The following is a 15,866-nucleotide window of genomic DNA, read 5'->3' as shown; positions in this document are numbered from 1 at the left end:
TATAATCCGTACAACCTTTATACGTGTTACGTATGACAGAGCCCCTTCATTCCCCTGCCTTTGGTACCGATGGGCCCGCCGGCCGAGGCGGCGGCGCCGACCGCGTCGAGCTGATGCAGACGTTCGTGCGCATCGTCGAGGCTGGCAGTCTGTCGGCCGCCGCAGCGCTGCTCGGCACCACGCAGCCGACCGTCAGCCGGCGTTTGCAGATGCTCGAACGCTCGCTGGGACTTCGCTTGCTGCAACGCTCGACGCATCGCATGAAGCTCACCGAGGACGGTGAGCGTTGCTTCGTTCGGGCGAAGGAACTGGTGACGAGCTGGGAGGCGTTCGAAGCCGATCTGCGCGGCACCGGCGACGACCCGGAGGGCACCTTGCGCGTGCTCGTGCCCCACGCGTTCGGTCAGGAAATGATGATCGGCCCGCTCGCTGACTTTCTAGAGCGCTACGCCGGGATGAAGGTGCATTGGTTCTTGCAGGACCGCGAGCCCGATTTCATTGCGGAAGGCATCGACTGCGCGATTCACGTGGGCGAACTGCGCGACCCGTCGAATGTAGCGATTTCGCTGACCGACGTGCCGCGCATCGTCGTGGCGTCGCCCGATGTGCTGCGCGGACATCCACTGCCCTCGCATCCCTCGGATCTCGCCTCGTTGCCGTGGCTCTCGCTCACCACGTTCTACCGCAACGACATCACGCTCACGCACGAGCAAACGCACGAGACGGCCCGCGTCACATTCGATCCACGCATGAGCACGGACAACCTCTATGCATTGCGCAGTGCCGCATTGCGCGGGTTGGGGGTGGCGGTCTGTTCGGCATGGCTGATGGCCGAAGACGTGGCGCAGGGGCGCCTGATCCAACTCATGCCGCCATGGCGCTCGACGGCCTTGCCGATGTACCTCATCTACCCGTATGCGAAGTACTATCCGGCCCGGCTGCGCCGCTTCATCGAAGCGATGCGCTCGGCCATTCCCGCCGTGATCGACGCCGAGCAACGCAAGATTCGCTGATCGGAATCAGACCAGCCGCAGTTGCCCGGATTGGCCTTGCAACAGGGCGTCATTACGCTGGGCGGCGTCGCGTAAATAATCCCAAAGCACCGTAATGCGCTTGAGCGAGCGCAATTCCTCGTGGCAATAGATCCAGAAGCTGCGCGTGACGACCACTTCGTCGACGAGCAGCGGCACCAGCCGGGCATCCTGCGCGGCCATGAAGCACGGCAGGATCGCCAGCGCCTCGCCCTGCAACGCCGCCTGATACTGGGCGATGACGCTCGTGCTGCGCAGCACGACGTTGCCCCCGGGCACGATGTCCTCCAGATAACGCAGCTCCTTGCTGAACGTGAGTTCGTCGACATAGCTGATGAACCGGCGTCCGGACAGATCCGCGAACGTCGCGACATCGCCGTATTGCGCGAGATAACCGGGCGTCGCATACAACTGCAGACGGTAGTCGCACAGCTTGCTGCACACATACGGCCCGCGCTGAGGGCGTTCGATGGTGATCGCCAGGTCGGCCTCTCGCTTCGACAGGCTCACGAAGCGCGGCACCGGCAGCACGTCGAAGGCGATGGCCGGGTATTCGCGCTGAAAGCGTGAGAGGACCGGTGTGACGAAGTACGTGCCGAACGCTTCCGTCGAGCCGATACGAACGTGGCCCGAGAGCGTTTGCCCGAGCCCCGCCACCTGCTCGCACGCCGATTGCAGCGTGGTCTCCATTTGCTCCGCGTAGACGAGGAGCTGCTGCCCCTCGGGCGTCAGGGCAAAGCCCGCGTTGCGCGATTTGTCGAACAACAGCGTGCCGAGCGACTGCTCCAGCGCGCGCACCCGTCGCGAGACCGTCGTGTGATCGACCCCCAGGCGCTGCGCCGCCGCGCTTACGCGCTGTGTGCGCGCGACCTCCAGGAAGTAGCGCAAGTCGTCCCAGTCGGGACGCGGCTCCGCCCCCGAAGCGCCAGCGATGCCCGACGGCCGTGCCGCGGCGGTGCGAACCATTGCGCAACCTCCTATGTGTATTTATGCACAAAGTAGATGCATATATTCGCTATGTAAAGCAAATTCGCACAAATACAATTCATGAGCGCCGCGCATAGACGGCGACGACGAACGCATAAAAGACCTGAAGGAGACGAAGCGATGAAGATCAAGCCGTGGCTGCTCGCGCTGGGATTCGGCGTGGGCTTGGGGTTGATGTCGGTGGCGGGTATGGCGCAGTTGCCGGATCGCCCGGTGAAGGTGGGCGTACTCACCGACATGTCGGGACCGTATTCGGCGATGGGCGGTGCCGGCTCGGTGGCGGCCGCGCAAATGGCGATCGACGATTGTCTGGCGGCCGAGTGCAAGGGCATGAAGATTGCCCTGGTGTCGGCCGACAACCAGAACAAGGCCGATGTCGCCGCCAACAAGGCCCGGGAATGGTTTGATCGCGACAATGTCGATGCGATTGCCGATCTCACGAACTCGGCGGCCGCCCTGGCGGTGCAGAAGATCGCCATGGACAAGCAACGCGTGACGTTGTTCTCGGGCCCGGCGACCACGCGACTGACGAACGAAGACTGTTCGCCCACGGGCTTTCACTGGATGTTCGACACCTACTCGCAGTCGGCGGCAACCGCGCGCGCCGTGGTCGGCGACGGTGGAAAATCGTGGTACTTCATCACCGTCGACTATGCCTTCGGGCACTCCCTGGAGAAAGACGCCGCCGATATCGTGAAGACGCTCGGCGGCACGGTCCTGGGACAGTCGCGACATCCGCTCAATGCGTCCGACTATGCGTCGTTCCTGTTGCAGGCGCAAAGCTCGAAGGCACAGGTCGTGGCGCTCGCCAACGGCGGGCAGGACACCGTCAACGCGCTCAAGCAGGCACGCGAATTCGGCATTGTGCAACGCGGGCAGAAGTTGGCGGCGCTGCTGGTCTTCCTGTCGGATGTTCATGCGCTCGGCCTGAACACGGCGCAGGGCTTGTTGTTTACCGATGGCTTTTACTGGGATCAGGACGACGCCTCGCGTGTCTGGTCGGCCCGCTTCCAGAAAAAGTACAAGGATCTGAAGCCGACGATGGTGCAGGCGGGCGTGTATTCGAGTGTGCTGCATTACTTGCGTGCGGTAGCGGCGTCTCAGAGCGTGGATGCCAAGGTGGTCGCGCAAAAAATGCGGGAAATGCCGATTCGCGATCCGATCATGCACAACGCCTCGATTCGTCCGGACGGGCGGGTGATCCACGACATGTACCTGTTCCGCGTAAAGTCGCCGGCCGAGTCGAAAGGCCCGTGGGACTACTACACCAAGGTCGCCACGGTGCCCGCGACGCAAGCCTTCCAGCCGTTGTCGAAATCGACGTGCTCGCTCGTGAAGACGAGCACGGCGGCGAAGTGAGTGACGCTTGATCGTCACGGGATCGTCGCGGCGCAGGCCTCGCTGCGATTGCCTATCTTGTAATTGCCGGCGGCGCTGCGCGCTCACTCACCGCAGCCCGCCTTCCACCGAACTCTGAAATCATTCGCAGTCTTTTCGCCCCGAATCCTCGCATTCGTTTCCATCAGGAGAGCATGTCATGTCCCTACCCACCATTCCGCTGCTGATCGACGGCAAGCGCGTCGAGTCGAAGTCCTCGCAGTGGCGCGACGTTGTGAACCCGGCCACGCAGGAAGTCGTCGCACGCGTGCCGTTTGCCACGACGGAAGAACTCGATACCGCCGTGGCGTCGGCCAAGGCGGCCTACAAGGGCTGGCGCAATACGTCGCAAGCCAACCGCATGCGTGTGATGCTGCGCTTTCAGCAACTGCTGCGAGAGCATACCGGCGAACTCGCCGAGTTGATCACGCGTGAGCACGGCAAGACGTTGCCCGACGCCGAAGGCGAAGTCGGGCGCGGCCTCGAAGTCGTCGAGCACGCATGCTCGATTGCCTCGCTACAGTTGGGCGAGTACGCGCAGAACGCCGCGGGCGGCGTTGACGTCTACACGCTGATCGAGCCGCTGGGCGTGTGCGCCGGGATCACCGCGTTCAACTTCCCGGTGATGCTGCCGTGCTTCATGTTCCCGCTGGCGGTGGCCACCGGCAACACGTTCGTGCTCAAGCCGTCCGAGCAGGATCCGAGCGCGTCGCTGCGCCTGGCCGAACTCGCACTCGAAGCCGGCCTGCCGCCGGGCGTGCTCAATGTCGTGCATGGCGGGCCGGACATCGCCAACGGCATTTGCGATCACCCGGACATCAAGGCCGTGTCGTTCATCGGCTCGACGCACGTTGGCACGCATATCTATCGTCGCGCCTCGGAGGCGGGCAAGCGCTGCCAGGCAATGATGGGCGCGAAGAACCACTGCGTGATCCTGCCCGACGCGGATCGCGAGCAGGCCATCAACCATCTGCTGGGCGCGGCGTTCGGCGCGGCGGGGCAGCGTTGCATGGCCACGTCCGTGGCGGTGCTCGTGGGCGAGGCGCGCGCGTGGGTGCCTGAGCTGGTGGCCCGTGCGCGCGCACTCAAGGTCGGTCCGGGCTCCGACCGCACGGCGGATCTCGGCCCTGTGGTGTCGAAGCAGGCGCGTGCGCGCGTCGAGAAGCTCATTGGCGCGGGCGTGGAGGAGGGCGCGAAACTGCTGCTCGACGGCCGCGGCCACACGGTCAAGGAAGCGCCCGACGGCAACTTCGTCGGCCCCACGATTTTCGACGATGTCACGGCTGACATGTCGATCTACCGCGACGAGATTTTCGGACCGGTGCTGTGCATGACGGGCGTCGATACGCTCGATGAAGCGATCGCCTTCGTCAACGCCAATCCCAACGGCAATGGCGTGGCGCTGTTCACGCAGGATGGCGGGGCGGCGCGTCAGTTCCAGAACGAGATCGACGTTGGGCAGGTCGGGATCAACCTGCCGATTCCGGTGCCGGTCGCCTGGTTCAGCTTCACCGGGTCGCGTGCGTCGAAGTTGGGCGATCTGGGGCCGAACGGCAAACAAGCGATTCTGTTCTGGACGCAGACCAAGACCGTGACGGCACGCTGGCAAGCGCGCGGCACGGGCCCGGCGGGCGTGAACACGACGATCACGTTGAAGTAACGCGCACGACTCTTTCGAAGATTCGGAGACAGACGATGGCTACGGAAACGCAACAAGACGCCTGGCGTGTCGCCTTCATCGGGCTCGGCAACATGGGCGGGCCGATGGCGGCGAATCTGGTGAAGGCGGGGCACGCGGTGCGCGGCTTCGACTTGTCGGACGCGGCGCTCGCGCGACTCACAGCGGCCGGTGGCACGGCGGCCACTTCGATTGCCGACGCGGTGCGAAACGCTCAGGTGGTCATCACGATGCTGCCCGCCGGCGAGCATGTGCTCGCGGCGTACGATGGTCCGGACGGTGTGCTCGCGCACGCCGCGCCGGACGCGGTGCTGATCGACAGCAGCACGGTGCCGCCGGAAATTCCGCGCCAGTTGGCGACGCTCGCGCGTCCGGGCACGCCGTTGCTCGACGCGCCGGTCTCCGGCGGCACGGCGGGGGCGGCCGCGGGCACGCTGACGTTCATGGTGGGCGGCGATGCAGCGCTCGTCGAGCGCATGCGGCCGCTGCTCGGCAACATGGGGCGAGCGATTCATCACGGTGGGCCGCTGGGCGCGGGACAGACGCTCAAGCTGTGCAACAACATGCTGCTCGGTATTCTGATGGCGGGCACGAGCGAGGCGCTGCGTCTGGGGATCGCCAACGGACTCGACCCGAAGGTGCTCTCGGCGGTTATGCAGCAGAGCTCCGGGCGCAATTGGACGCTGGAGGTCTACAACCCGTGTCCGGGCGTGATGGAGAATGCGGCGTCGTCGCGCGGTTACACCGGCGGTTTTGCCACCGATCTGATGGCGAAAGACTTGCGTCTCGCCCACGGGGCGGCGGTGGCCGGCGACGTGGCGACCCCGCTCGGCGATCTGGCGCGGCGCATCTTCGAGGTGCATCGGGCCAACGGGCACGGCGCGCTCGACTTCTCGAGCATTTTCCAGGATCCGGTCACGCTGGCGCAGGCATTGGCCGTGAAGTAACGGTTGTCCGGCAAGGCCATTGAAACGCCCGTCGGCTAGCGGCCGACGGGCGTTGTCTTTGCGGATCGCGGCAGCCGTGTCGACGTCAGCCGGCGATCATGCGATGCAGTTGGTCGAGTTCCTGATTGAGGGCACGTTGCTCGTCGCCCGACAGGCCACCGCCGTGTTGCGCGGCCATGTCGCGGGTTTCCTGCGCAATGGCGCCAAGGCGGCGGTGCAACTCATTGCCGCGCGGCGGCGGGTAATAGCCGTGGTTGACGTGATTGTCGATGTCGCGCGATTCATTGCCGATACGGCGGTCGATTTGCTCGCGGCGTTGCACGGCCACGGTATGCGGGTCCGGCTCCACGATGACGCGCGCCGCAGGCGCTTGACGCGGCGGTTCGACCACGCAGCCCGACAGACTGCCGAGCGCGCCGGCGAGTCCGGTCAGCAGCGCGATGGCCGCCAGTCCGCGCATCTTGCCGGTCCCCCGGCGGTGTGAGGCGTGAGGTATGGGACGTTCATGATCGTTATTGAGTCCTGGTGTACGCCAAGGCGGCGTAATGCGATTTTCACCAGCCGTCCGGGCGGCGCACAGCGATGTTGCAATCGGTTGCAACCATTTCAAACCGGCCGATATGGGCGTATCATCCCGGCGCAACGGCTTCCCCCACAGCCAGTCCTTCCGCGCTTGCGAGCGCCTCCATTCCCCCATGATCGTCCGACCCAATCTGAACTGGCTGCGCATGCTCTTCGTCGTGCGCGGCTCGATCGTTCCCAAGATTGCCCCGCAGCTCATTTTTACCACCCTCATCTCGATCGCCGTCACGCTGGCCCACGGGCGCGTCTTCGAATGGAAGATTCCGCTCACGTTCGTGCCGTTCTCGCTGATCGGCATCACGCTCGCGATTTTCCTCGGCTTTCGCAATACCACGAGCTACGCCCGCTATTGGGAAGCCCGGATGCTCTGGGGCAGCGTGCTCAACGAGACGCGCGCGCTGGCCCGCCAGTCGATGACACTGGTGTCCGATACCTCGGATTCGTCGCGCTTCGTCGCCTATCTCATCGCCTTCGTGCATGGCATGCGTCATCAGTTGCGCGGCACGGACCCACAGGCCGACTTCGAACGGCTGCTCGACAAAGCGGACGTGGCCTGCCTTGCCCGCAAGCAGTTCAAGCCCATCGCGATCCTGCTCATGGCGGGCGAATGGCTCCGAGAACGCCGCTCGCGCGGGCAGATCGAAGCGCCGCTTGCACAGGTCATGGAGATGCATCTGGATCGGCTCGGCGAAGCCATCGGCGGCTGCGAGCGGATCGCCACCACGCCGATTCCGTTCACTTATGGCGTGATCCTGCACCGTGTGACCTATCTCTACAGTCTGCTGCTGCCCTTCGGTCTGGTCGATTCGATCGGTCCGATGACGCCGGTGGTCGTGGCCTTCCTCTCGTACACCTTCTTCGCGCTCGAAGCGGTCAGCGCCGAAATCGAGGAGCCGTTCGGACTGGAGCCGAACGACCTCGCGCTCAACGCCATGTCCGAGACCATCGAGCAATCGCTGCGGGAAATCCTCCATCGCCAGCACACGGCCCACCTGCGCCCACGCAACGCGCATCACATCATTACCTGACGAAATTGATACTAAAGTGCTTGCTTTACTTTTCTGAGCATCTATACTCAAGTACATGCTTGACCATGACATCACCCTCGATCTGACCTTTCAGGCGCTGGCCGACGCGTCACGCCGCGCGATGCTTGCGCGGCTGGCGCAGGGGCCGGCGTCGGTGAGCGCGCTCGCGCAACCGCTGGCGATGTCGTTGCAGGCGGTCATGCAGCACCTGGCCGTACTTGAGAGTGCGGGGCTGGTGCGAACGGAAAAGGCCGGACGCGTGCGAACGTGCCGGATCGAACCCCAGGCGCTGAGCCTTGCCGAGCGATGGATTCATCAGCGCCGTCACGAGTGGGAGGGCCATCTCGACCGATTGGGCGAGTATCTGGCCAGCCTGCCGCCCGAAGGAGGAGTTCATGAGGACAGCCAGTGAAGCCACACCCGAAACGCAGCCGCGTCCGTTGAGCGTCGGTCGGACTTACGCAACCACCCGCGAAACCGTATTTCTCGCCTGGACCCGCACCGATGCCGTGAAGCGCTGGTTTTGCCCGACCGGCTACACCGTGCCCGAAGCGAAGATCGATGCCCGTGTGGGCGGCGTTTTCGACCTGCGCATGCAATCGCCCGAAGGGGAGTCGCATTGGATTCGCGGGCGTTTCATCGAGATCGACGCTCCGGCACGTCTGGTGATCGACATGGAAGTGACCGACGCGAAGGGACAGGCTCTGTTCGGCGCGCGCACGACGGCGCAATTCACGGAAGTGGGGCAAGGCACGCGGTTGGATGTCGAGCAGCGCTACACCATTCACGATCCCGCATTCGCCTCGATGCCCGCGGGTGCCGGTCAGGGCTGGGCACAGACACTCGACAAGCTTGGCCGCGAGGTCATGCGCGACGCGGAGGCGCCAACGCAGCGCAGTGTGGTGCATGCGACCTTTCGCATCGAGCGTCAGTACGCCGCGTCGCCTGCACGCGTGTACCGTGCGCTGACCGAGCGCGACGCCAAGGATCGCTGGTTCGCCAGAAGCGATGGCCTGACGTTGCTCGAGCGCTCCATGGATGTGCGTCCCGGCGGCCGCGAGTTGGCGAAAGGGCGGTGGGCTAGCGGCATGGTGTCCACGTTCGACGCGGTGTACTTCGATGTCGTGCCCGATGCGCGGCTTGTCTACACCTACGAGATGCATCTGGATACGCGCAAGATCTCCGTGTCGCTCGCGACGATCGATCTTCGTGCGCACGATGGCGGCACGCAACTCGTCATGACCGAGCAGGGCGCCTTTCTGGACGGCTACGACGACGCGGGCTCGCGCGAACGCGGCACCCAGCAGTTGCTCGATGCCCTCGGCGCCTCGCTCGCCGACTGAGCCCCCGCACGTTTCCCCAACGCTTGCGACGCCGTTGCGCCCCGTCTCTCGGGGGCAGCGGCGTTCGTCGCAGCGCGATTGCCCCATTGTGGTGCGTCGATTCTCATCGAAAGCCGCAATAGTTCCTCGACAAATATCGCGTTTTTCATCTCGGCGGCGAGTTCTAGACTTCCTTCCATCGACGGCGCAATTGAAAACAAAGTCGTCGCAAACTAGACAGGAGTTAAGAAAATGAACCGCAAGAACATCGCAATCGCCCTTATCGCCGCCGTGGCTTCGTTCGGTGCTGTGGCCAGCAACGCTGCCGAGAACGGCAACAACTACCCCGAGATCGCCTCGCAAGGTCAGCCGCTCACGCGTGCCGCCGTGCTCGCTGATCTGGCACAAGCCCGCGCTCAAGGGCTGATCCCGAACGGTGACGCCGATTATCCGGTCTATGTCGCTTCGGCCTCGACCAAGAGCCGCGCCGACGTGAAGGCCGAGCTGGCCCAGGCACGCGCGCAAGGCCTCGTGCCGCAGAACGACGTCGACTACCCGATCGTCGCCTCGCAAGGCCCGAGCGCAACGCGCGCTGGCGTGAAGCAGGAACTGGCGCGTGCCCGCGCCGCAGGTGAGCTGAACGTCAGCCAAGGCAGCTGATCGCCGGCCGGCGGTCGCCGTAACGTCAAAAGCCGTCCCGAGGGAAAATCCTCGGGACGGCTTTTTGTTCGTCCGACGAATCGTGATTCGTCGCTCAGGCGCGCTGGTCTTCGGCCGCGGGCTTGTCCTGGGTTCGTGACGCCAGTGCGTCGGTGGGCGCCGGGGCAGGGGCCGTGTCGGTCGCGTGCTCGCCGTCCCAACCGAACGTGACGTGTCGCCGCGCATGACGCTGCGCGCGCTCGCGTGCCATCTGCTCTTCGAACTGGCGGCGGCCTTCCTTGGCCGCGGCGACCATTGCCTTGCGATCCTGGTATGCGGGATACATCTCGTCGGTCAGTTGCTGATTGGCGCGCCGGAAGGCCATCGCCGCCTCTCTCGCCTCGGCCGCCGGCCAGCCCAGGGTTTCAAGCACCGAGCGCGCACTGCGCAACGACGACTCGAAGACTTCCCGTTCAATGTGTTCGACACCACGATCGCGAAGCTGGAACAGATGGCCGACGTTGCGCGCCCGCGCCACGATGGGCACGTCGGGGAAGTGTTCGCGAAGCAGGTCGACGATTTCCAGGGACTGATCGACATCATCCACGGCGACGACCACCGCGCGCGCGTGCGCCACGCCCGCGATACGCAGCAGATCGAGTCGTGTCGCGTCGCCGTAGAACACCCGGAAGCCAAACTGGCGCAGGCTCTCGATGGTGTCGGGGTCGTGATCGAGCACGGTCACCGAAACGCCCTGCGGCACCAGCGTGCGGCCGACGATTTGCCCGTAGCGTCCAAAGCCGCAGATCACGACGCTGGCCGACTGCGGCTCGTCGATCTCTGCCATGCGGGGCGATCCCGTCACGCTGTAGCGCGGCAGCAGCCACTTGTCGATGGCCACGAGCAGCAGCGGCGAGACCAGCATCGAGAGCGCGACGGCGCCGATGAGGAACGACGACACCTCGGGCGGCAGCACTTGCGGTCCGGCCGACTGGAACACCACGAAGGCGAATTCACCGCCCTGTGCGAGCAGCAGCGTGAAGATCGGCCGTTCTTGATAGGGCAGTTGCATCCACCGCGACACCCCGTAGATGGCCAGTCCTTTGAGCGCCATGAAGCCGATGACGACGGCGATCATGCGCAGCGGTTGCGCGAGCAGTACACCGAAGTCGATGCTCATGCCGACGGCAATGAAGAACAGCCCGAGCAGAAGCCCCTTGAACGGTTCGATGTCGGTTTCCAGCTCCCGTCGGTATTCGCTCTCGGCGAGCAGCACGCCGGCGAGGAACGCGCCGAGCGCCATCGACAGGCCGACCCATTGCATCAGTGCCGCGATGGCGACGACGAGCAACAGCGACGCCGCCGTGAAAATCTCCGGCGTGCGGCTGTTGGCGATCCAGCGCAGCAGCGGGCGCAACGCCAGCCGCCCGCCAAGGATGATCGCCGCAATCACGCCGACGATTTTCAGGGCTTCGAGCGCGCGCGCCGTCCCGGTCATCACGTGGCTGTCGAACGAATTGGCCAGCAAGGGCAGCAGCGCGAGGATCGGGATCGCGGCAACGTCCTGGAACAGCAGGATCGAAAAGCCCGCCTGGCCGCTCGGGGTGCCGAGCAGATTGCGCTCGGCCATCACCTGCAAGGCGATCGCGGTCGACGAGAGCGCGAGGCCCAGGGCCGCGACGAGGGCGATGCGCCACGGCGCGCCGAGTGCGACGCCCGCCGCGAAGAGCAGCACCGCGCACCCGACGACCTGCGCCGAGCCCCATCCAAAGATCGGCCGTCGCAGATTCCACAGGCGTCGTGGTTCCAGTTCGAGGCCGACAAGAAAAAGCATCAGCACCACGCCGAATTCGGCGAAATGCAGCACGTCTTCCACGCGCGCGACAAGACCGAGTCCCCAGGGACCGATGGCAATCCCGGCGGCGAGATAGCCGATGATCGCGCCGAGTCCCAGCGCACGCGACAGCGGCACCACAATGACCGCCGCTGCGAGGTAAATCAGGCTGGCGAGCAACCAGGCGGGTACGTGTTCCATCAGGCGACCCTCCCTGGGCTTGCATTCATGGCGCGGGTGTCCTCCACGTCGGCGACGCCGGTTGCGCAGCGCGGACGATCGGCGAGCGGAATGTCCTGACACTCGGGCGCGTCTGCCATGGAAATCAGCTCGGGCCATTGCGGGTACGTGGCGAGCTTGCCGGCAAACGCGCTCACGTGGGCGTCGAGTGCGGCATCGTCGCTGCGTCGCGCGCCAAAGAACACGTGCGGGGCAGGAAACGCATGTTGCACAGGCGCGCCATCTGCTCGTAGGGCGGCAGGAACGCCGAGAACTCGTGCTCGTTGTAGCCCTCGGGGCGATAGCTCGCCTGTGGCCCGCCGGCACTCGCCACGAGCCAGAAGTCCTTGTTCGCGAGCGCATGTCCGTCGTGGCCGTAAGCCCAGCCCCACGACAGCACTTCGTCGAGCCAGAGCTTCTGCAACGGCGGCATGCTGTACCAGTAGATCGGGTGGACGAGCACGACCAGATCGGCGCGCGCAACGCGCCGTTGTTCGGCGGCAATGTCGATGCTGAAGTCGGGATACGTCGAGTACAGGTCGTTGACGTCGACACCTGCGATGCTGCGAGCGGCGTCGAGCAAGCGGTGATTGACGCGTGAGTCCCGCCAGCGCGGGTGCGCCACGATGACATAGACGGCTCGCGTCGGCGCATCGTGACGGGAGGCGCCATCGATGTCCGGGACGGCGGTGGGGAGAGGGGAAGGCGCGGGGGCAGTCATGCGGGGGAGCATACCGCATTCGTCTGGCGCCCGACATCACGTCGGGCATCGCCGGGGGTGGCCTGCGGCAGTCCCTTCGATATCGCGTCCGATACTGCCGCGTGGCGAACACAAACGCGATGTCAGGCTAAAGACTGCGGTCGCGAAAGCCGTTAAGCCAGGATAAGCGCTGCGCAGATTCTGCAGGCGGCGGCAGGCCGAACGGCATACCGCACGTCACACGACGAATAACCAGAACCCTGGCGCCGGTGGAGCATCCCTGCTCACGCCGGCGCAACACCGACATGTCGCCGCAATCCTTTCGTACTACCGTCAATCTGATCTATCACGGCCGCAACGTCGCGCTGGCGCTTTTGCTCGTCGCGCTGATGTACAACCAGACGTTCTGGATCGTCGTGAGCGTTGCGGCGGCGGCGCTTTGCACCGGTGCGTTGCGCGAAGCGGCGCGGATGCCGGAGGAGGACGATCTGCCGCCGCGTTCGCTGGTCATCCAGGTACTGCGCATCTCGGTGCCGTTGCTGCTCACCATGTTCGCGCTCGGCTACGGCGCCGTGTGGATCAATCGCAATTTCGGCTGAGCGGGGCCTGCCCGCGCACTCGCGCCTGGGCGCGAGGCGGGACAGCAAGCGGCGCGATTACGACTGCGCCGCAAGCGCGTCGCGCGACTTGTGCAGCAGCGCGTTGCGGCGTGCATACGTGAAATAGATCCCCAAGCCGATGACGAGCCACACCACGAAGGCGACCCATGTGGTCGCTTGCAGGTGCGCCATCAGGAACAGGCACAGACCGGCGGAGATAAGCGGCACGACCGGGGCGCCGGGCACGCGGAACGCGCGCGGCAGGTCCGGGTGCGTGCGACGCAGCACCAGCACGGCTACCGACACCAGCGCGAACGCCGACAGCGTGCCGATGTTGATCAGCTCGGCGAGCACGCCCAGCGGCACGAAGCCCGCGATGACGGCGAACACCACACCAATGATCCACGTGCCGGCGAATGGCGTCTTGTGCGTCGGATGAATGCGCGAGAGCAGCGGCGGCAGCAGACCGTCGCGCGACATGGCATACGTAATGCGGGTCTGGCCGTAGGTCATCACCAGGATCACGGTCGTCATGCCGAGAATCGCGCCCAGATCGACGAAGCCCGCGATCCAGTTCTGACCGGCGTATTGCAGCGCCAACGACACCGGGTGGTCCACGCCCGCGAACTTCGCGAACGGCACGATGCCGGTCATGATCGCGGCGACCGCCACATACAGCAGCGTGCAGACGATGAGCGAGCCGATAATGCCGATGGGCAGATCGCGGCCCGGATTGCGGACTTCCTCCGCTGCCGACGTCACGGCATCGAAGCCGATGAACGCGAAGAACACGAGCGCGGCGGCATTGAACATGCCGCGGGTGCCGAACGGCATGAACGGTGTCCAGTTGGCCGGCTTCACATGCCACACGCCCACCGCGATGAACAGCAGCACGACGCCGATCTTGATCGCCACCATCAGATTGTTGATGCGGGCGGACTCACGCACGCCGTACGACAGGACCCACGTGATGAGCAGCATGATGACGACGGCCGGCAGGTTGATGAAGGTCGTGATGCCGGGCACGCTGCCTGGTGCTGCCGTGATGGCGGCGGGCAAATGTAGACCGAACCCTGCCGCGAGCGACTGGAAGTAGCCCGACCACCCGACCGAGACGGCCGACGAGGCCAGCCCATACTCGAGCATCAGATCCCAGCCGATGATCCACGCGACGATCTCGCCGAGCGTGGCGTAGCTGTAGGTGTAGATCGATCCGGAGACGGGAATCGTCGACGCGAATTCCGCGTAGCACAGGGCCGCGAAGCCGCAAGCGGTTGCCGCGATGATGAACGAGAGCGTGAGCGCGGGGCCGGCGGTGAGGGCGCCGGTGCCTGTGAGCACGAAAATGCCGGTGCCGATGATGGCGCCGATGCCCATCAGGACCAGATCGACCGGGCCCAGCACCTTTTTGAGACTGCCGGTACGGCTTGCGACCAGCATGTTCTCGATGTTTTTGGTTCGAAAAAGACTCATGACCTGCAAAAGGTTCCTGCAACGTATGCCCCTGGCGTGCGCGTGGCACGCCATCGGGGAATCCACGGGAGAGGCCTCCCGCGACCTGGCTGCAAGGGCACCCCGGGCTTGTGGCCGCTCGTTCCCATGCCTGGCGGAACACCACAGGGTGGGTCGAACCTCCTCGTTGCGCTAACGTCGCGCGGTGCGCGTGGCACCGGCCTGTCGGCCGTCGGTGGCATGCGCGGGGGGCGCGCGCCGGATGCGGCAAGACGATAGACAACCACGGCGCGCGCAGTGCGCACCGGGGCGGGACGAACACGATCGAGACTTACGGAGGATCCTGCCGGACTGCCGTGTGCGTGACGACTGTCGCCGCGGCACATCGGAGAAGGGTGGGTCTGCAAGGTGGGTGCCCGTTCGACGCCGTGGCGTCGTTCGGGCGAAGGCTCGCTGTCCTGCGGTCCGGCCATCGGTGCCTGATCGGCGCCTCCGCCTGGCCGGAATTGCTCATATTTTAAGCGATTTTTCCCAAGGTGCGTACAACGTCTGCTGAATTGGGGGCACATCGATGGGGAGCCGCGGCGCGAGGGCCGCCGCGTCGCGGACAGGGCGACGCGCGCGGTTGGCGGGGTCAGTGGTTGGAACCACCGGGGCCACCGCCCCCCGGACCGCCGCCGGGCGGACGTCCACCGTGTCCACCGCCTTGTCCACCTGCGCGTCCCCCGCCCCGCCCACGATCATAGTCTGCGCGATTCCCCCCACCCGGCGGACGCGGACCCGCACTACCGCCGCCTCCCTGTGGACGCGGCCCCGGATTGGCGTTGTGCCCCGGGGGACGCGGCCCGGGCCCCGGGCCCGCACCGTGACCGGGCGGGCGGTGCCCCGGTCCGGCCCCCGGTCCCGGCGGGCGAGGCCCTGCGCCGGGATAGTGGCCCCCGGGCGGACGTGGTCCGGCGCCTGGAGAGTAGTGCCCCGGCGGCCGCGGTCGCGGAGGCGGGCGTTGCCAGTAGCGCTGATCGTGATACCACGGCCGGCCACGATAATAGTTGCCCCAGTACGCGCCGATCGAGAACGTCACGATGGGCAGCCCGATCATCGGGCCGTAGTTGAGCACGGGCACCGGGTTGCCCTGATACGGATAGCTGAGCAGCGCCGCGTAGATCCAGCCGCGCGTGCCGGGCAGGCCGATGTCGCACCACGAGTAATCGGACAGACAGCCGTAAACCGTCACCGGCATGCCCGCGCCGGTCTGGGCGACAACCGGGTAATCGACGGCCGGACCGGCGCGCACGTTGGCCGGCGCGTTGATCACCGCCTGCCCGGACTGCGCCGACGCCGCCTCCGGCAGCGCGACCAGCATCATGGCGCCCGCGAGCACGAGCGGCAAAGTCCATGTCTTCATGTCCGTCTCCTTGTCGTGACGGCGGTGCGTCCGGCACCCGTGACGCGCGGGCGGAACAGCGCCTTC

General features: G+C 65.6%; 16 protein-coding genes. 9 read left to right on the top strand and 7 right to left on the bottom strand.

Annotation, left to right across the window (positions count from 1 at the left end; all coding sequences use genetic code 11):
- Positions 1–32: 32 nt before the first annotated feature.
- A complete protein-coding gene (locus DRB87_RS19050; protein ID WP_165385364.1) occupies positions 33–1,013 on the top strand; it encodes a LysR family transcriptional regulator in 981 nt (326 codons plus the stop codon).
- Positions 1,014–1,019: 6 nt separating this feature from the next.
- Here DRB87_RS19050 and DRB87_RS19045 read toward each other — a convergent pair whose 3' ends face one another.
- The gene (locus tag DRB87_RS19045; RefSeq protein WP_130027000.1) at positions 1,020–1,997 is read right to left on the bottom strand and encodes a LysR family transcriptional regulator; all 978 of its coding nucleotides are present in this window, start codon (positions 1,995–1,997) and stop codon (positions 1,020–1,022) included.
- Between the two features lie 141 nt (positions 1,998–2,138).
- Here DRB87_RS19045 and DRB87_RS19040 point away from each other — a divergent pair, with 141 nt between their 5' ends.
- The 3 genes from DRB87_RS19040 (at position 2,139) to mmsB (ending at position 6,020) form a co-directional block, all read left to right on the top strand.
- Positions 2,139–3,377: an ABC transporter substrate-binding protein gene (locus DRB87_RS19040; RefSeq protein WP_165385363.1), complete on the top strand. Its 1,239-nt coding sequence runs from the start codon at positions 2,139–2,141 to the stop codon at positions 3,375–3,377.
- 178 nt (positions 3,378–3,555) lie between these two features.
- Positions 3,556–5,055, top strand: a complete 1,500-nt coding sequence (locus tag DRB87_RS19035) for a CoA-acylating methylmalonate-semialdehyde dehydrogenase (protein ID WP_130026999.1) — start codon at positions 3,556–3,558, stop codon at positions 5,053–5,055.
- A gap of 35 nt (positions 5,056–5,090) precedes the next feature.
- Complete coding sequence (mmsB, locus tag DRB87_RS19030; protein WP_130026998.1) at positions 5,091–6,020, top strand: 3-hydroxyisobutyrate dehydrogenase; 930 nt, start codon at positions 5,091–5,093, stop codon at positions 6,018–6,020.
- Between the two features lie 85 nt (positions 6,021–6,105).
- Here mmsB and DRB87_RS19025 read toward each other — a convergent pair whose 3' ends face one another.
- Entirely contained in the window at positions 6,106–6,480 is a 375-nt protein-coding gene (locus tag DRB87_RS19025; RefSeq protein ID WP_130026997.1) for a hypothetical protein, read from the bottom strand.
- Positions 6,481–6,715: 235 nt separating this feature from the next.
- On the opposite strand from DRB87_RS19025, the gene DRB87_RS19020 reads away from it, so the two are divergent.
- The 4 genes from DRB87_RS19020 (at position 6,716) to DRB87_RS19005 (ending at position 9,612) form a co-directional block, all read left to right on the top strand.
- The gene (locus DRB87_RS19020) at positions 6,716–7,630 is read left to right on the top strand and encodes a bestrophin family protein (protein ID WP_130026996.1); all 915 of its coding nucleotides are present in this window, start codon (positions 6,716–6,718) and stop codon (positions 7,628–7,630) included.
- Positions 7,631–7,685: 55 nt separating this feature from the next.
- On the top strand, positions 7,686–8,042 hold the full coding sequence (locus tag DRB87_RS19015) for a helix-turn-helix transcriptional regulator (protein WP_017234833.1): 357 nt from the start codon (positions 7,686–7,688) through the stop codon (positions 8,040–8,042).
- Entirely contained in the window at positions 8,026–8,973 is a 948-nt protein-coding gene (locus tag DRB87_RS19010; protein ID WP_130026995.1) for an SRPBCC family protein, read from the top strand. Before DRB87_RS19015 ends, DRB87_RS19010 begins: the two co-directional genes overlap by 17 nt.
- 231 nt (positions 8,974–9,204) lie before the next feature.
- Entirely contained in the window at positions 9,205–9,612 is a 408-nt protein-coding gene (locus tag DRB87_RS19005; RefSeq protein WP_017234835.1) for a DUF4148 domain-containing protein, read from the top strand.
- Positions 9,613–9,706: 94 nt separating this feature from the next.
- On the opposite strand, the gene kefC is transcribed toward DRB87_RS19005, so the two are convergent.
- The 3 genes from kefC to DRB87_RS18995 are packed head-to-tail and all read right to left on the bottom strand — an operon-like array spanning position 9,707 to position 12,365.
- Positions 9,707–11,626, bottom strand: a complete 1,920-nt coding sequence (kefC, locus tag DRB87_RS19000) for a glutathione-regulated potassium-efflux system protein KefC (protein WP_130026994.1) — start codon at positions 11,624–11,626, stop codon at positions 9,707–9,709.
- Positions 11,626–11,802, bottom strand: a complete 177-nt coding sequence (locus tag DRB87_RS24355; protein ID WP_370363113.1) for a hypothetical protein — start codon at positions 11,800–11,802, stop codon at positions 11,626–11,628. The genes kefC and DRB87_RS24355 overlap by 1 nt, the downstream gene beginning before the upstream one ends.
- Positions 11,799–12,365: an NAD(P)H-dependent oxidoreductase gene (locus tag DRB87_RS18995; RefSeq protein ID WP_370363112.1), complete on the bottom strand. Its 567-nt coding sequence runs from the start codon at positions 12,363–12,365 to the stop codon at positions 11,799–11,801. The genes DRB87_RS24355 and DRB87_RS18995 overlap by 4 nt, the downstream gene beginning before the upstream one ends.
- Before the next feature lie 284 nt (positions 12,366–12,649).
- On the opposite strand from DRB87_RS18995, the gene DRB87_RS18990 reads away from it, so the two are divergent.
- Positions 12,650–12,943 (top strand): hypothetical protein, encoded by a 294-nt coding sequence (locus tag DRB87_RS18990; protein WP_130026993.1) that lies wholly within the window; start codon positions 12,650–12,652, stop codon positions 12,941–12,943.
- 57 nt (positions 12,944–13,000) lie between these two features.
- On the opposite strand, the gene DRB87_RS18985 is transcribed toward DRB87_RS18990, so the two are convergent.
- Both DRB87_RS18985 and DRB87_RS18980 read right to left on the bottom strand, forming a co-directional pair.
- Complete coding sequence (locus DRB87_RS18985) at positions 13,001–14,416, bottom strand: amino acid permease (protein WP_130026992.1); 1,416 nt, start codon at positions 14,414–14,416, stop codon at positions 13,001–13,003.
- Between the two features lie 613 nt (positions 14,417–15,029).
- On the bottom strand, positions 15,030–15,800 hold the full coding sequence (locus tag DRB87_RS18980) for an SH3 domain-containing protein (RefSeq protein WP_130026991.1): 771 nt from the start codon (positions 15,798–15,800) through the stop codon (positions 15,030–15,032).
- Positions 15,801–15,866 lie beyond the last annotated feature (66 nt).

The sequence above is a fragment of the Pandoraea sp. XY-2 genome, from assembly GCF_004193915.1.
GTDB lineage: Bacteria > Pseudomonadota > Gammaproteobacteria > Burkholderiales > Burkholderiaceae > Pandoraea > Pandoraea cepalis.
The sequence above is the reverse complement of the archived record's forward strand: the minus strand, read 5'-3'. Positions and strand labels throughout refer to the sequence as shown.

What these genes read in the sequence shown, in the direction of transcription:
- DRB87_RS19050 (WP_165385364.1), top strand. Translation starts at nt 33, where the DNA reads ATGACAGAGCCCCTTCATTCCCCTGCCTTTGGTACCGATGGGCCCGCC.
- DRB87_RS19045 (WP_130027000.1), bottom strand. Translation starts at nt 1,997, where the DNA reads ATGGTTCGCACCGCCGCGGCACGGCCGTCGGGCATCGCTGGCGCTTCG.
- DRB87_RS19040 (WP_165385363.1), top strand. Translation starts at nt 2,139, where the DNA reads ATGAAGATCAAGCCGTGGCTGCTCGCGCTGGGATTCGGCGTGGGCTTG.
- DRB87_RS19035 (WP_130026999.1), top strand. Translation starts at nt 3,556, where the DNA reads ATGTCCCTACCCACCATTCCGCTGCTGATCGACGGCAAGCGCGTCGAG.
- mmsB (WP_130026998.1), top strand. Translation starts at nt 5,091, where the DNA reads ATGGCTACGGAAACGCAACAAGACGCCTGGCGTGTCGCCTTCATCGGG.
- DRB87_RS19025 (WP_130026997.1), bottom strand. Translation starts at nt 6,480, where the DNA reads ATGCGCGGACTGGCGGCCATCGCGCTGCTGACCGGACTCGCCGGCGCG.
- DRB87_RS19020 (WP_130026996.1), top strand. Translation starts at nt 6,716, where the DNA reads ATGATCGTCCGACCCAATCTGAACTGGCTGCGCATGCTCTTCGTCGTG.
- DRB87_RS19015 (WP_017234833.1), top strand. Translation starts at nt 7,686, where the DNA reads ATGCTTGACCATGACATCACCCTCGATCTGACCTTTCAGGCGCTGGCC.
- DRB87_RS19010 (WP_130026995.1), top strand. Translation starts at nt 8,026, where the DNA reads ATGAGGACAGCCAGTGAAGCCACACCCGAAACGCAGCCGCGTCCGTTG.
- DRB87_RS19005 (WP_017234835.1), top strand. Translation starts at nt 9,205, where the DNA reads ATGAACCGCAAGAACATCGCAATCGCCCTTATCGCCGCCGTGGCTTCG.
- kefC (WP_130026994.1), bottom strand. Translation starts at nt 11,626, where the DNA reads ATGGAACACGTACCCGCCTGGTTGCTCGCCAGCCTGATTTACCTCGCA.
- DRB87_RS18995 (WP_370363112.1), bottom strand. Translation starts at nt 12,365, where the DNA reads ATGACTGCCCCCGCGCCTTCCCCTCTCCCCACCGCCGTCCCGGACATC.
- DRB87_RS18990 (WP_130026993.1), top strand. Translation starts at nt 12,650, where the DNA reads ATGTCGCCGCAATCCTTTCGTACTACCGTCAATCTGATCTATCACGGC.
- DRB87_RS18985 (WP_130026992.1), bottom strand. Translation starts at nt 14,416, where the DNA reads ATGAGTCTTTTTCGAACCAAAAACATCGAGAACATGCTGGTCGCAAGC.
- DRB87_RS18980 (WP_130026991.1), bottom strand. Translation starts at nt 15,800, where the DNA reads ATGAAGACATGGACTTTGCCGCTCGTGCTCGCGGGCGCCATGATGCTG.